This is a genomic window from Limnospira sp. PMC 1279.21, assembly GCF_032349615.1.
GTDB classification, from domain to species: Bacteria; Cyanobacteriota; Cyanobacteriia; order Cyanobacteriales; family Microcoleaceae; genus Limnospira; species Limnospira fusiformis.
On record NZ_JARPLU010000033.1, the window covers coordinates 16,315 to 30,500 of the forward strand.

Annotated in this window: 16 protein-coding genes and 2 pseudogenes; 13 read left to right on the plus strand and 5 right to left on the minus strand. The window is 48.1% G+C overall.

All coding sequences use genetic code 11. From position 1 onward, the window contains the following. Positions 1–93: 93 nt before the first annotated feature. Together P5683_RS07345 and P5683_RS07350 are read right to left on the minus strand one after the other, a co-directional pair. Entirely contained in the window at positions 94–420 is a 327-nt protein-coding gene (locus P5683_RS07345; protein WP_006621164.1) for a hypothetical protein, read from the minus strand. Positions 421–516: 96 nt separating this feature from the next. Then, on the minus strand, positions 517–666 hold the full coding sequence (locus P5683_RS07350; protein ID WP_155839084.1) for a hypothetical protein: 150 nt from the start codon (positions 664–666) through the stop codon (positions 517–519). A gap of 181 nt (positions 667–847) precedes the next feature. Here P5683_RS07350 and P5683_RS07355 point away from each other — a divergent pair, with 181 nt between their 5' ends. From P5683_RS07355 to P5683_RS07370, 4 genes are all read left to right on the plus strand, one after another. Continuing rightward, positions 848–1,048, plus strand: coding sequence for a type II toxin-antitoxin system HicB family antitoxin (locus tag P5683_RS07355; RefSeq protein ID WP_006669828.1), 201 nt, complete (start codon positions 848–850; stop codon positions 1,046–1,048). Beyond that, the gene (locus P5683_RS07360; protein ID WP_006621167.1) at positions 1,045–1,254 is read left to right on the plus strand and encodes a type II toxin-antitoxin system HicA family toxin; all 210 of its coding nucleotides are present in this window, start codon (positions 1,045–1,047) and stop codon (positions 1,252–1,254) included. The genes P5683_RS07355 and P5683_RS07360 overlap by 4 nt, the downstream gene beginning before the upstream one ends. A 161-nt stretch (positions 1,255–1,415) precedes the next feature. Next, a complete protein-coding gene (locus P5683_RS07365; RefSeq protein WP_006669829.1) occupies positions 1,416–1,658 on the plus strand; it encodes a hypothetical protein in 243 nt (80 codons plus the stop codon). Beyond that, positions 1,658–2,062, plus strand: a complete 405-nt coding sequence (locus P5683_RS07370; protein WP_006621170.1) for a type II toxin-antitoxin system VapC family toxin — start codon at positions 1,658–1,660, stop codon at positions 2,060–2,062. The genes P5683_RS07365 and P5683_RS07370 overlap by 1 nt, the downstream gene beginning before the upstream one ends. A 349-nt stretch (positions 2,063–2,411) precedes the next feature. Here the strand turns inward: P5683_RS07370 and P5683_RS07375 are convergent, their stop codons facing one another. Next, positions 2,412–2,663 carry a phage integrase N-terminal SAM-like domain-containing protein gene (locus P5683_RS07375; RefSeq protein ID WP_315640097.1) on the minus strand — a complete coding sequence of 84 codons (252 nt, stop codon included), beginning with the start codon at positions 2,661–2,663 and terminating at the stop codon, positions 2,412–2,414. Between the two features lie 424 nt (positions 2,664–3,087). Here P5683_RS07375 and P5683_RS07380 point away from each other — a divergent pair, with 424 nt between their 5' ends. From P5683_RS07380 to P5683_RS07400, 5 genes and pseudogenes are all read left to right on the plus strand, one after another. Beyond that, the gene (locus P5683_RS07380; RefSeq protein ID WP_315640096.1) at positions 3,088–4,236 is read left to right on the plus strand and encodes a site-specific DNA-methyltransferase; all 1,149 of its coding nucleotides are present in this window, start codon (positions 3,088–3,090) and stop codon (positions 4,234–4,236) included. After that, on the plus strand, positions 4,233–5,087 hold the full coding sequence (locus tag P5683_RS07385) for a NotI family restriction endonuclease (RefSeq protein ID WP_006621190.1): 855 nt from the start codon (positions 4,233–4,235) through the stop codon (positions 5,085–5,087). Before P5683_RS07380 ends, P5683_RS07385 begins: the two co-directional genes overlap by 4 nt. Before the next feature lie 471 nt (positions 5,088–5,558). Further along, positions 5,559–5,813 carry a hypothetical protein gene (locus P5683_RS07390; RefSeq protein ID WP_006621177.1) on the plus strand — a complete coding sequence of 85 codons (255 nt, stop codon included), beginning with the start codon at positions 5,559–5,561 and terminating at the stop codon, positions 5,811–5,813. Positions 5,814–5,827: 14 nt separating this feature from the next. Further along, on the plus strand, positions 5,828–6,208 hold the full coding sequence (locus tag P5683_RS07395) for a PIN domain-containing protein (RefSeq protein WP_006669832.1): 381 nt from the start codon (positions 5,828–5,830) through the stop codon (positions 6,206–6,208). Positions 6,209–6,282: 74 nt separating this feature from the next. Continuing rightward, positions 6,283–6,564: pseudogene (locus tag P5683_RS07400) on the plus strand (peptide chain release factor-like protein); the annotation flags it as partial. Between the two features lie 134 nt (positions 6,565–6,698). Here P5683_RS07400 and P5683_RS07405 read toward each other — a convergent pair. Next, positions 6,699–7,635: pseudogene (locus P5683_RS07405) on the minus strand (integron integrase). A gap of 29 nt (positions 7,636–7,664) precedes the next feature. Between P5683_RS07405 and P5683_RS07410 the strand changes: the two are divergent. The 3 genes from P5683_RS07410 (at position 7,665) to P5683_RS07420 (ending at position 10,047) form a co-directional block, all read left to right on the plus strand. Next, on the plus strand, positions 7,665–7,928 hold the full coding sequence (locus P5683_RS07410; protein WP_008057519.1) for a UPF0175 family protein: 264 nt from the start codon (positions 7,665–7,667) through the stop codon (positions 7,926–7,928). After that, on the plus strand, positions 7,925–8,404 hold the full coding sequence (locus P5683_RS07415; protein WP_006621195.1) for a DUF3368 domain-containing protein: 480 nt from the start codon (positions 7,925–7,927) through the stop codon (positions 8,402–8,404). Before P5683_RS07410 ends, P5683_RS07415 begins: the two co-directional genes overlap by 4 nt. Positions 8,405–8,616: 212 nt before the next feature. Further along, positions 8,617–10,047, plus strand: a complete 1,431-nt coding sequence (locus P5683_RS07420; protein WP_006621196.1) for a sulfotransferase — start codon at positions 8,617–8,619, stop codon at positions 10,045–10,047. A 339-nt stretch (positions 10,048–10,386) separates the two neighbouring features. On the opposite strand, the gene P5683_RS07425 is transcribed toward P5683_RS07420, so the two are convergent. Continuing rightward, on the minus strand, positions 10,387–10,542 hold the full coding sequence (locus P5683_RS07425; RefSeq protein ID WP_006669838.1) for a hypothetical protein: 156 nt from the start codon (positions 10,540–10,542) through the stop codon (positions 10,387–10,389). A 97-nt stretch (positions 10,543–10,639) separates the two neighbouring features. Here P5683_RS07425 and hsdR point away from each other — a divergent pair, with 97 nt between their 5' ends. Beyond that, positions 10,640–14,026 carry a type I restriction-modification system endonuclease gene (gene hsdR, locus P5683_RS07430; RefSeq protein WP_315640093.1) on the plus strand — a complete coding sequence of 1,129 codons (3,387 nt, stop codon included), beginning with the start codon at positions 10,640–10,642 and terminating at the stop codon, positions 14,024–14,026. The last annotated feature ends 160 nt before the right edge of the window (positions 14,027–14,186 follow it).

Consider the following 14,186-nt stretch of genomic DNA (forward strand, 5'->3'; position numbering starts at 1 on the left):
ACAATAAACTGCCAATACTCGGCAGTTGTGCGAACACAGAAGCCAAGAGGGGGGACGATTTCAAAGAGGATTTCAGGATTCGATCAGGAATCATCATTCATAAACCGATTCGGCGATCGCCACATTCATCGAAAAATTCGCCCCCACATCAAAGGTGGGGTCAATACCAATCAGATCCACCTTCGTCCGCCTCGGCTCATCAATCCCCTCAATCTCCTCCCACACCCACTCCGTCCGGGGCGTAGAAAGCAGATGCAGGTTATGGGGGTCGTCGGTGGGTTGCTGACTCATAAAAACACCAGAGACCGCACAGCCCATTATAGCCCCTTCCCCAACCCGAACCTGACATCCAGCTAAAGCATCGGAATGACTGATAATTTCTTCCCAAGTTCCCTTGATTTCTAGCGGTTTTGCCGTCATAGAATATCTCGCTCAATACTAGGATTGAATTGATTATAGACTGCTTCTAACGATCAGACCCTGGAACTGTGGTGGAACTTAGCAACAGGTAAACCATTAGCCACCTTTACCGGGAAAGCGTTGAGGGGTTGAGAAACGGGGTTGCTTAACCCGATTGGGGTGAGGCGGCAGATGGAGCGATCGCACCGGGTGAAATGGCGATCGTATCCTAGCCAGGGGAATTTGTAGCACAGAAGAGGAGGCCATAGAACGCGCCCTGACCATTCTGATAACTCAAAGTTGAGTGGAGAAAAGAAACCGGGTTTCTTAATCAGATTTGGGTGAGGATGCAGAGATTGTCGCAGAAACCCGGTTTCTGGGATGATCGGTGGGTGATACGTTAATGGATGGGCTAAAATCTTGATTAGATAGCCATTAGAGACAAACCATGAAAATGAAGGCAATGATTTGGCAAGAAGATGATGTTTGGTGCGGTTCAGTTCCTGCCCTTCCGGGTTGTCACACCTGGGCATCGAGTTATGAAGAGTTGTTAGAAATGCTTGCTGATGCGGTTCAGGGTTGGCTAGAAGTAGCCAGTGAACAACAAGAAGTCACCCCAGAAAAACAGTTAATTGAGTTGTCTTTATGAAATCGATTTCGGGGAAAGCACTCTGCAAAATTGTGGAGCAACAGGGTTGGCAACTCAAACGAATCACAGGTAGCCATCATATTTATGCCAAAGAGGGTGTGGCAGTTATTCTGTCGATTCCAGTTGATAGCGATCGAGATTTACCGACTGGAACATTAAAAGGTATTCTCAAAGATGCTGGGATGACAGAGGACGACCTGCAATAAACCTCGGTGGGGTTGAGAAACCGGGTTGCTTAATCAGATTTCGGTGAGGATGCAAAGATTGTCCGAGAAACTCGATTTCTTTCTGCAATAGTCGGTGGGTTGTCGGTGGGTGTGGGAGTGTGATAAAATATATTCGAGGGATAAATTGAGGAAAATCACCGATGCAAATTACCATAGACCTACCGCCCGACCTTGAACAAGACCTCATTCGTAAAGCCACACAATCTAATATTCCCCTGCCTACTTTAATTCTGCAAGTTTTACGCCATCAAATGCAAACGCCACCGATTTCAAATTCTCAATGGTCAGAGGCGATTTTGTCTTATCAAGGAGTCCCTGATTTCCCCGCTTTCGAGTCCTATCGGGATGAATTGCTTCCCCCTCGCGAAGAGAAACTATTTTGATGCAATACCTCCTCGATACCTGTGTCATCAGTGACTTCATCAAAGGCGAACCGGGTACTCAAGGCAGAATCCAGCAAACCGCCCCAGTTAACATTGCTGTTTCCTCAATTACAGTGATGGAACTCAACTATGGTTTAATCCTCAATCCACAGCGGGCAGAAAAAATCAAACCGATTATTCTCAGTTTTCTGTCTTCTGTGACGATTCTCCCTTTCACAACCGCTGAAGCTGAAAAAGCGGCTGAAATTCGTGCCATACTCAAATCTCAAAGACAGCCAATTGGGGCTTATGATGTCTTGATAGCCGCCACTGCACTGCAACATCAACTGATAATGATTACCGCCAACCAACGAGAATTTAATCGCGTTGTGGGTCTTAAAACTGAGAATTGGCGACAGACCTAGATGGGGGTTAGAAACCGGGTTTATTAATCGAATTTCGGTGAGGATGCAAAGATTGTCATAGAAACCGAGTTTCTGTGGTCTAAGTGGCTGGGATGATTTGCTCAAAGCCTTAACCTGATGATCGGCGATCGCCCTCTGGCGTTTCCAGAAGGTAAAAGAGTAGATACAGCACCCCAGGAGCTAGATATGACACTCAACGAACTCTGGTGCTCAGGGATTCATCAACTCAACCCCCCCACCACCAGACCCAGAACTCCAACCCGCTAACTTTCCCAACGAGGGCTATTGGCTGGTTGCGGTCTTTGATCGACACTTCAGGGCGATCGCACCGGGTGAAATGGCGATCGCACTACGGTAAGCCATGGGAGGACGAGGCGCGGACTTCTGGCGTTCCCATCTGTCTGGGGTGGCGTTTTTGGTGAAACAAGATGAAGTCTTGGATGTAATCGAGATAGGAGTTCTCGGTTTTGCGACTGAGATGCCGGGATGGCTTGGCGGAGGCGATCGAGAAGTTGGGACGGTTGAGGCACTTCCATGACAGGACTTGCGCTAAAAGACGACGAAAAGGGGTGTTAGACCGCACGTGCGCGATAATAACCATAATATCGGAGTTAGACCGCCAGTGCTTGACAACATCCTCCAGGGGTGAGTTATCCTGTAATTGCGGTCTAATAAATAGTTGTACTGCCTGCGTAGTACGGGACTTGACATACTATGCTACCATCTAAGAAGCGCAGTCACCACAACACTTCGTTGGAGCCGACAAACACCGTTAGCCCGACGACGCTGGCTAAGCGTCGTTCGCGGCTCAACTCCGCCGTTAGCTAGACCGGTAGCGAAGGGTAAACCCCCTCCCCCTGATTTATGAATGCCCCGTAGATGGGACTACAAGTGCTGTTGCTGAGTGGTTGCAACTTTGGGGTTGAGTGTAGCTTGACTTTGATGCTGCCCTAGACTAATACATTAGCTCTATCTACTGTATAATCCCCTAAAGGTTTAAAGACCTGTAGAAACACCAGTACTGCTTGAAAGTTCAAGGCTCAAAAATGCGAATAGAGGATGATGCTCCATCACAACCACCAGAGAACCTTCGATTACCACTATTTGGTGATTGTGTCATAGCCAATCAAGACTTTCAAAAGAAATTTGAAAATTATCAAGTCAATGAAAGCATCGCCCCTTTGCTTATGTTGGGAGATGTTCTTGAAGTTATGAAAGAGCTACCCAGTGATTCTTTCGATTGTTGTATGACTAGTCCACCCTATTGGGGAAAAAGAGAATATGACGCAGGCGGAATCGGATTAGAGCCGGATTTCAATACTTATATAGATAACTTATGCTTAGTTTTCTCTGAGGTTCATAGAGTTCTGAAGAAAACAGGCTCTTTTTGGCTCAATATTGGTGATTCTTACTACAACAAAAACTTACTCGGCTTACCGTGGCGTATTGCCTTGAACTTGACAGATAATCAAGGCTGGATTCTAAGGAATAGCGTTATTTGGAACAAAGTAAAAGGAGGACCAGACAATTCAAAGGATAGATTGAGAAATATACATGAAAATGTGTTTCACTTCGTGAAGTCATCAAGATATTACTACGATATAGATTCTATTCGTTCTTCACCCAGAAAGACGAAAGTAGTGAATGGTTCTGTTGTTTCTGCGACGGGTGTCACTGGGGTTCGCTATAAACGAAAAATCGAGCTATCCACTGACCTATCTGAAAATGAAAAACACAATGCTTACCAGGCATTGGAAGAAATTCTCCGTCAAGTTTCTGATGGCATCATTTCTGATTTCAGGATGATTATTCGAGGACAACAAAGAACCACACATTCTGATTCTGAGAAAGTTTCTGGTCGAGCCAAAGAACTCAAGGAAAAAGGATTTTACTTTCTGAAATATCATCCTAAAGGATCTAAACCAAGTGATGTTTGGGAAATTCTTCCAGAAGATGCTCAAAAACGAGAACTTCACTTTGCGCCCTATCCCGTCGATCTTTGTAAAATCCCAATATCTTCCACGTGTCCACCTAACGGGATTATTCTAGATCCTTTTTGTGGTACTGGAACTACGATGCTTGTAGCCCAGCTACTTGGCAGAAAGTCCTGCGGGATAGATCTTTCCCCTCAGTACTTAGAGATAGCGAAAGAAAGAAGCGAAACAATTTTATGAGCAAAATAATTGAGATTTTTGGATATTCAAGAAATCAACCCGAACATATAGATTTGGCCAGTCTTATTCAAGGGCAACATTGTCCATATTTAAAAAGACGTTGTATAAAAGTCCGCAAAAGCCAACCTGATATATCTATAGGCACCTGCTCAGTAGTCTATGGCAAAAATTCTATTCCGGTCATTATTTGTCCTCATAGGTTACTAGAGAGAAAACAGATCTTTATAGACTGCTTACACTTGCTCACCAACCATGAACCTGGAAATGAATTGCATGTTGTTTCAGAAATTTCAATTCCAGGAGGCAATGTAGATTATTTTCTCGTATCTGCCTTAAATAATAAGGTGAAGGATTTCGTTGGCATTGAACTCCAAACACTGGATACAACTGGCACTGTTTGGCCGGAACGCCAACGGTTACTTGAAGAACTTGGAGTTCCTACAGAAGATAACCAAAGTCAATCTAAAAAGACCTTCGGTATGAACTGGAAAATGACAGCAAAAACAATCCTTATACAGCTACATCATAAGATTGAGACTTTTGAGCACATCAATAAAAAGCTTGTTCTTGTAATTCAAGATTGTTTTCTAGATTATATACAGCGTGAATTTAGCTTTTCACATGTTAGTCATCAAGCTCAATTAGGAGATTCTATGCATATTCATGCATATCAGATGACGGAGCAACCAGACCATTCTTTCAGGTTAGCGTTGGGTTGTCGTTTAAGTACAGATGTGGAGGGTATTGCTAGATGCCTTGGTCTTCAAGCAGAGGCGAATATTGAACTTGAGCAAATTGTTAAAGCCTTAGAGTCGAAGTTGTCGGTGAACACCCTTTTTACTCCTATATAACCTCTTGACTAGCTAACACTGCGTTGGTGCGGACGGAACAGAGGTTATCGATGGGAGTCCGATATTATCTGCCGCCGCACAACTTCACCGTTAAATTTTATCAAGGTGGGAATGTGATGTTTTTCGAGACAATGCCTACTTTTTAACAACATTGGTAGGATCAGGGAGGTCTACCCCCTTTCCAAGAGCGCGATCGCACTATGCTCAATCTACCTGAGAGCCGCGATCATCGATAGAATGGGGATAAAGTTCTGGGTAGAGTGGCAATGACTGAGTTGCTGGAGCGTGCGATTTGCATCAAGATTGGGTCATCAAGCGATGCGTCGTTTTGTATCCAACATGACACCTAATACGGTTCAAGTTGAGCCTCTCATTCCAGAGGACTTAGTACGGGTGCATGAAATTTTGGAACAGTATGCTGATAACCAGCTTGATTTTACCCCCTTGCTTACTAAAAAATAGAGGATTAAAATGATTGTCACACTAGATCTGCCAGCAGAATTAGAAGATGAACTGTCTCTTGAGGCATCCCAGTTAAAGCTACCTATCACAGAGTATATTTTGCGTGTCCTATCGTTTCGCCCGTTTCTTCAAAATCCGCCAAAAACAGGTGCAGAACTTGTTACTTACTGGGAAAATAGCGGAATTATCAACTCTCGTCCTGATATTACCGATAGTCAAGAATATGCTCGCAGATTACGTCGTGAAGCTGAAACCCGTGAGTGATTCTAGGTGGCTCCATGTATTTACTTGATACCGATATTTTTATTGACATTCAAAGAGGCTTTACACCTGCTTTAAGTTGGTTTGTCTCTCTCCAAGAACTGCCCAGTATCCCTGGCTTCGTTGTTATGGAGTTGATTCAGGACGCACAAAATAAGCAACAAGTTCGTAAAGCCTTGCAACTTGTTGCACCACTACCTGTAGTCTGGCCTACTGAAATTGACTGTGCGCGTGCGCTCTCAGATTTCACGGCTTACCATTTATCACATAAAGTGGGATTAATTGATGCTTTGATAGCTGCCTGTGCTGTAGGTCAGGGCTTTACCCTTTGCACCTTCAATACTAAGCATTATCGAGTCATTCCAGGACTAAAAATAGAGCAACCGTATAACCGCTAGGCGCGGGCTAACTTCACCGTTAAATTCTATCAAGGTGGGGATGTGCTGTTTTTGTAGCAATGACTGAGTTGCTTGAGCGGGCAATACAGATCCTGCGGGCGAAGCTCTACGATATTAAACTCCAAGAGCGGCAGGAGAAGGTGACTTCGTTGCGGCGATCGCAGGTGGGGACGGGGGCGCGATCGGAGAAGATCCGCACCTACAATTACAAGGACAACCGGATCACGGATCACCGTTTGGGGCAAAATTTCACGCTGGCAAATATCCTCGATGGGGATATTGATCAGGTGATGGAGGCTTGTATTTCTCAGGATCAGCAGGAGCGGCTGGAGCAGTTGGCCAATGCAACGGAGTAAGGTGTGGGGTGTGCCCACCGACCTTTGTGTTTAATCAACAGTTGGGTGGTGGATTTTGTCAACCTCCGGAATGTGGGTTTAAGTCTGTTTCTGAACGCTCACTCACCCAGTTCATCCAAAGGACTGCGAACCCCTCAGCCACCGCGATTAAGAACGTGGGTGTAAATCCTGGTGGTTTTCACATCTTTGTGGCCTAACAGTTCTTGCACTGTGCGAATGTCATAGCCATCCTCAAGCAAGTGGGTGGCAAAGCTATGGCGGAGGGTGTGGCAACTCCCGTGTTTGGTGATACTGGCTTGTTGTTTGGCTGGCTTCATCCTGCGTTGAATGCGATCTTCAGAGAGATGATGACGGCGAACGGCTCCGGAACGGGGGTCACGAGAACGATGAGCGGCTGGAAATACATACTGCCAGCCCCATTCTCGTTGGGCATTGGGATATTTGCGGGCGAGGGCATCGGGTAGCTCAACTTCGCCGTACCCGTCGAGGAGTTCGCGATCGTGGGCGAGTTTGGTGCGGGTAATTTGTTGTTGAAGGGGGAGAATGAGCGATCGGGGCAACATGGTGATGCGATCCTTTTTGCCTTTGCTGTTACGGATGAGGATTTGGCCATGGTCAAAGTCCACGTCCTTAACTCGCAGTCGTAGGCATTCAGTCAACCGCATCCCAGTCCCGTAGAGTAGGCGGATGACCAAGGCCTCTGGGTCATCCCCAACCTTAGCCAGGATTGCCAGCACTTCCGGGCGCGAGAACACAGTGGGCAACCGCTTGGGGCACTGGGGCCGCTCAAGGACATCAAGGTCTGGCAAGGGAAGGTCAAGAACTTAGCGGTAGAGAACGAGCAAGGCACTGGGGGCAACGTTTTGGGTGGAGGCAGCCATTTTTTTATCGACCGCGAGGTAGTAAGAGGCGCGGAGTTCTGGTACTCCCATCTCTCTGGGGTGGCGTTTTTGTTGAAACAAGATGAAGTCTCGGATATAGTAGAGTATGGAACTTCTCGGTTTTGCGACTGAGATGCCTAAAGCGGATGGCTTGGCGCACGCGATCAAGAAGTTTGGGCGGTTGAGGCACTGATGAGTGGTCATAAGGAGAAAATTATCATGCAGATTACGATTGAACTTCCCGACGACATAGCCAATCAATTACAACCCGTCAATGTTTCCCGCCGAGTTCTAGAACTTATCGCTGCCGATCACTATCGTCAAGGTCGTATTGGAGCCGCCGAAGTGCGACAAATACTTAACTTTTCCTCTCGTTGGGAAACCTACAAATTTCTTAAGCGTGAGAAAGCTTATTTGCCCTATACTGAAGACGATTTAGAGCAGGATGTCCAAGCGATTCGCAATCTGTTGGCTACGGAATGATTATTGTTTCCAATACCTCCCCAATCAACTACCTGATTCTGATTGGGCAGATCGACTTACTACCTGAATTGTTCCGGCAGGTCATCATTCCCCAAGCAGTTTATAGCGAACTATCTGATACGGAAGCTCCAAACCTTGTCCGAACTTGGATAACAACTCCACCCAATTGGCTCAAAATTCAACCTCAACCTGTCAGCCAAGCTTCGGATACAATCATTAATTTGCTTGATCCTGGAGAACGTGCAGCTATCCTTCTAGCCCAAGAACTGAAAGCTAACTTACTTTTGCTAGATGACATGAAAGCGCGACGCACTGCGATAGACAGAGGTTTGAGCATTACAGGTATCCTCGGAATTTTGGATCAGGCAGCAACCCTAAAGCTCATCGACCTACCTCTTGCCGTTCAAAGCCTTCAAGCTACATCTTTTTGGGCATCTGACAGTTTGTTTCAAAGGTTATTAGACAAGCACACTTAAAGCCTCACTACGTAGACTAAAGTACACCGCTCAACTTGAATCTACATCCTCTGAGATCGGGCTAACAAATCGATGGAGCCGACCGTATCAAGATTATCTGTGGGAAACCGAGGTTATCTGCGGCGGCTCATCTCAACGGTTAGACGCTTCGTTATTTGCAAAAGTATGCTGATTAAGTTTGGGCCAGATAATCTTAGAAGATCGGGGGAATTATGGCTTTAGGTATCGCTGTTGTATCATTACTTCTGTTATGTTATTTATATCTCAAATTGAGGGCTGCGGATTGCGCTTTTGTGGAAATGAACCAACGCGATTGGCACATCCATCTCTTGCCGAAACCGTCGTTATTTGCCCGTCTTTTTAATATCATCATTGATAAACGCGGCGCTTCACTTTTGATCACGCTCTTAGAGAAAACAGCCATCGCATCAGCTTTGAAGAAGTCTGTTCGGCAAATGGAAGAGGCCGAAGCCAGTGGACGTGTCCCTGCTATTCTATGTGATGCCGCCGCACGTCAAGCTATGCGGTCGCGATTGGCAAACTACGCGGATGATATGCGCGCCTCTGTCACCCTCAACGCGCTTGCCAAAGTATCCAACTACGCCGGAGCATTGCACTATTTTTCTAATCATGCGGGTTTACTCAAATTAGGTGCAGAAGCGCATAATGAAGTTGTGCGTCAACCCGTCTTCATCGTGTCTATGCCGCGTACGGCTACTACCATTCTCCACCGCACGCTGGCTACAGATACTTCGCGTTGGCGAGCCTTCGACTTGGCGGATATGATTATGCCCTTGCCGCCTATCCCCCGTTCAGACCGCGCGCGCCGTGATCAGTTGGCCGAGAAAGTGCAAAAGAATTTTATCGAGCCACTTAAACGAATTTATCCGGGTTGGTATGAGTGCTTGGAGACAATGCATGCGATGAAACCTAACCAAGTGGATGAAGACTTGGGTATCTATGATTCTGGACTTGGCTTTGGCTACCAAGATACGCTAATGCTTCTTTATCCAGAGCAGCGGGCCCGTGGAATGCCTCTTGAAAGTGCTGAACTGGCTGCCTATCGTTATGCTTGGCTCGATATGGTTATGCGCATTCATCAAACTTTGGAGCCCGATAGCGACAAGACGTGGCTGATGAAAGACCCTAACCACACGGCCTTCCTGCCGCAACTCCGGCAGCAATTTCCGGATGCCCGCTTCATTTTTACCCATCGCCCTCCCCGTGAGATTTTACCCAGTATGGCAAAGTTGTTCGTGGTTTTTACATGTATCTTTGTTGAACCCGGCGCACCGGGAACCACTTCAGCAGAGTGGGGACAGTATGCTTTGGAAAAGACTAACTTTTTCTTGAGCGGGATTGTTGATTACACTAAGGCAAATCCGCCGGATGAAGACCACCGTATCGATTTCTTGTTCTCGGAGTTGGCACCGAATATGGTTGAGTGTATCGGGCGAATCTACGAGATGTGTTTTGATGAAAAACCAACCGCAGAGGCGAAGGCGGCTATGCAGGCTTACCTTGACGATCATAAGCGTGATAAAAAGGGGAATCAACCCCGTTCCTTGCAAGATTTTCACTTGACGGAGGCCAAAATCGCCTTTGAGGAATATAGCAATATGTTCTTAAGAGATAGCGTCTAACAACTCGCTGCACCCGACACGCGCTGCGCGCGTGGTGGCGGCGGAGAGCCGCGCCTTGAAGCTAGTTGACTGGCGGTGGTGCTGGCACCGCACCCGCGCGTGCGGGTGAGCTCGAGGTCGTTAAATCTTATTAAGGTGGGGATGTGATGTTTTTCGAGACAATGCCTACTTTTTAACAACATTGGCAGAATCAGGGAAGTATACCGGCTTTCCAACAGCGCGATCGCACTATGCTCAATCTACCTGAGAGCTGCGATAATCGATAGAATGGGTACAAAGTTCTGGGTAGAGTGGCAATGACTGAGTTGCTTGAGGGTGCGATCGCCTTTGTTACCAGCCTTACCTGAAAGTGAGCAGAATGCGATCGCTTCGCGCTCTGGGATAACTCATGCTCCCGGTCTCCCGATATTCTTGCCAAACTGGCAGATACAGAGATATCGCAGTCGCCAAAGCGATTAAGACATTGCCAATCTTGAGGATCTGTAGGGTGGGCATTGCTCACCTGGCTAGTCGTTAGTGTATATTACGTCCTAATCATCTTGACTATGGCTGTATTATTGTTTGCTTTGATAATATCACCTTAAAATAAAGTATGTCAGGGGAATCAGCCAATTTTGAATTTTTGCGATCGCATGACCTTCAGTTAGTACGTCTTGGGGCTTTAGCTGAACGCTATTTCCGAGATGACCCCGGTACTTGCCTGATTAAGTTACGGCAGTTTGCTGAAGTGCTGGCACAATTGACCGCCGCCAAAACAGGTCAGTTTGTTTCTACCGAGGAAGCCCAGGCAGATTTATTGAAACGGTTGAAGTTTCAACGGGTGATATCGCCCGAAGTCGCTGATCTGTTCCATCAGATCAGAATTGCAGGCAATAGGGCAACCCATGAATATATTGGCGATCATAGGTCAGCCCTGACCATGTTAAAGATGGCCAGACAACTGGCTATCTGGTTTCATCGAACATTCAGTGGCAATACCAGCTTTAGGGCGGGTGCTTTTGTGCCGCCGCCGAACCCAACAGATGTAACAGCCGAACTGGCAGCCGAACTTGAACGCTTGCGGATTGCCCTTGAAGAGACCCGCAGCGAGGCAGAAAGGGCAAGGCTGGCAGCCGAAGAACAGGCTAGGGCGGTGCTGAGTGCCGAGGAGAAAGCCCGTCAGGAAGCTGAAAACCGTTCATTATGGGAGCAGCTTGCGGTCGAGTCGGAACAGGCAAGATCAGCCCTTGAAGTTCAGTTAGCCACCCTTCAGGCAGCATCGAAGCAGTTACCCGCCCAACAGACCGCCGCTATTATTTCTCTGGCTGATCGGGCGGCGACCGTGATTGATCTCGATGAAGATGAAACACGGGCAATTATTGATCAGCAATTGCAGGATGCAGGCTGGTTAGCTGATACCCAAAACTTGCGTCATGACAAGGGCGTAAGACCCGTTAAGGGGAAGAATATGGCGATCGCCGAATGGCCAACGGCTAACGGTATTGCTGACTATGCCCTGTTTGTGGGTACAAGCTGTATCGGCTTCATTGAAGCCAAGCGCAGGCGCAAGAATGTTTCTGCTGCCATTGATCAGGCCGAGCGATACGCCAGAGGGTTTCAGGCGGGTGATGGTTTTGCTCCTATTGATGGTAGCCCATGGGGTGAGTTCCAGGTTCCTTTTGTGTTTGCCACCAATGGGCGACCTTATCTCAAACAGATTGAGACCGAAAGCGGGATCTGGTTTCGGGATGTGCGCCAGCCCACCAATCGCCGCCGTGCCTTAGTAGGCTGGTACACCCCGGAAGGCTTGGCAGCGCTGCTAGGGATGGATCGTGAAACTGCCCATGCTCACCTGAAAACCCAGCCCTATCGGTTTGGTTTTCCGTTGCGTCCTTATCAACAACGAGCGATCGCAGCCGTGGAAATGGCCCTAGAGTCCGATCGCCGTGAGATGTTGGTGGCAATGGCCACCGGAACGGGTAAGACAAAACTGGCGATCGCCCTGCTCTACCGACTCTTAACCGCCAAAAGGTTTCGCCGGGTTTGTTTTGTGGTCGATCGCAGTGCTTTAGGCAGTCAGGCAGCCGGTGAGTTTCGGACGACCAAGGTTGTCACCGCTAAAGCCTTTGGGGATATTTTCGGGTTACAGGGGTTAGAAGATATTACCCCAGAGTCAGAAACCAAGGTGCATATCTGCACCATTCAGGGGCTAGTGAAGCGGGTGCTGTATGCCAGCGAACCCCGAACAGTTCCCCCCATTGACCAATATGATCTGCTGTTGATTGATGAATGTCACCGAGGCTATCTGCTGGATCGGGAAATGTCCGATGCCGAGCTAAGTTTTCGCAGTCAGGATGATTATATCTCTAAGTATCGTCGAGTTTTAGAGCATTTTGATGCGGTCAAGATCGGATTGACAGCCACGCCAGCCCTGCATACGGTGCAGATTTTTGGTGAACCCGTGTTTACCTACGCTTACCGGGAGGCTGTGATCGATGGGTTTCTGATTGACCATGAACCACCCGTGCAGATTACCACTACCTTGAGTCGGAGTGGGATTCAGTTTCGGGCGGGGGAAGCACTCGATGCGATCTACTCTCCCACCGGGCATCTACAGCGCATTTACGCCCCAGACGATCTCAATTTCGAGGTAGAGGAGTTCAATAAGAAGGTGATCACGATTCCTTTCAATAAGGCAGTTGCCAAGGAACTAGCCAAACATATCGATCCGAACTTGCCCGGTAAGACCTTGATTTTTGCCGTGAATGATGCCCATGCGGATATTGTGGTCGATCAGGTGAAGCAGGCAATGGCTGATTATTACGGCGAGATCGAGGATGCCGCCGTTCGCAAGATTACAGGCAGTGTGGACAAGGTAGGGGATTTGATCCGTTCTTACCGTAATGATGCCATGCCTCAGATCGCGGTCACGGTTGACCTCTTGACCACCGGCATTGATGTTCCGAAGATTACCAATCTGGTGTTTTTGCGGCGGGTGAATAGCCGGATTCTTTATGAGCAGATGTTGGGACGGGCAACCCGCCAATGCCCTGAGATTGATAAAGAAACGTTCCGTATTTTTGATGCGGTTGATTTATATGCCAAGTTACAGACTTTGACCGAGATGAAACCCGTTGTGGTCAATCCTGCCATCAGCCTTGAGCAGTTATTTGATGAGTTTGCTCAGGTTACCGAGGCGGATCACCGTGCTGTCATCCGGGATCAGATCCTGGTTAAACTGCGGCGGAAGTTGGGGCGGTTGGCGGATCAAGCCAGAGATCGCTATGAGGCCGATATCGGGGAAACCCCAGAAGAGACGCTCGAGCGGTTCAGGACTTCCCCGCTGCCCGAGTTGGCGGGCTGGGTGAGCGATCGCCCCGGTATCGGGCGGATTTTGGATTGGAATCCAGAAGGGGGTGAGGGGAGCTTGCTGCCGATTTCTCATCACCCTGATGAGGTTGTTGCCGTGACCCGTGGTTATGGATCGGGGCAAAAACCTGATGATTTTCTCGATAGCTTTACCGCCTATGTGCGTGATAACGTCAACCAACTGGCAGCTTTGACCGTGGTATTGCAAAGGCCAAGGGAGCTAACCCGCGCCCAGCTTCGTGAATTGCGCCTAGAGCTTGATAAGATGGGCTATTCAGAAACCAATTTGCGCCAAGCGTGGCAGGAAGCCAAGAATGAGGATATTGCCGCCTCGATCATTGACTTTATCCGTCAAGCGGCGCTGGGCGATCCGCTGATTCCCTATGATGAGCGGGTAAAAGCAGCCATGAAACGCATCCTGGCAAAACGAGCCTGGACAGACCCGCAGCGCAAATGGTTAAAGCGGATTGGGGAACAGGTCGCCCGTGAGTTTATTGTCGATCGCGCTGCCCTGGATCAGGAGCCTTTCCGAAAGGACGGGGGGTTTAATCGCCTCAACCGTATTTTTGAGGGACAACTGGAAGCTATTTTAGGAGATATAAACGAGGAGTTATGGCGAAGGACAGCTTGATTGCCCTCATCCCCCAGCCCCTTCTCCCAAGCAGGGAGAAGGGGAGCCAATCCCCCAGCTCATTTTCTGCCAAGCAGGGAGAAGGGGAGCCAATCCCCCAGCTCATTCTGCCAAGCAGGGAGAAGGGGAGCCAATCCCCCAGCTCATTTTCTGCCAAGCA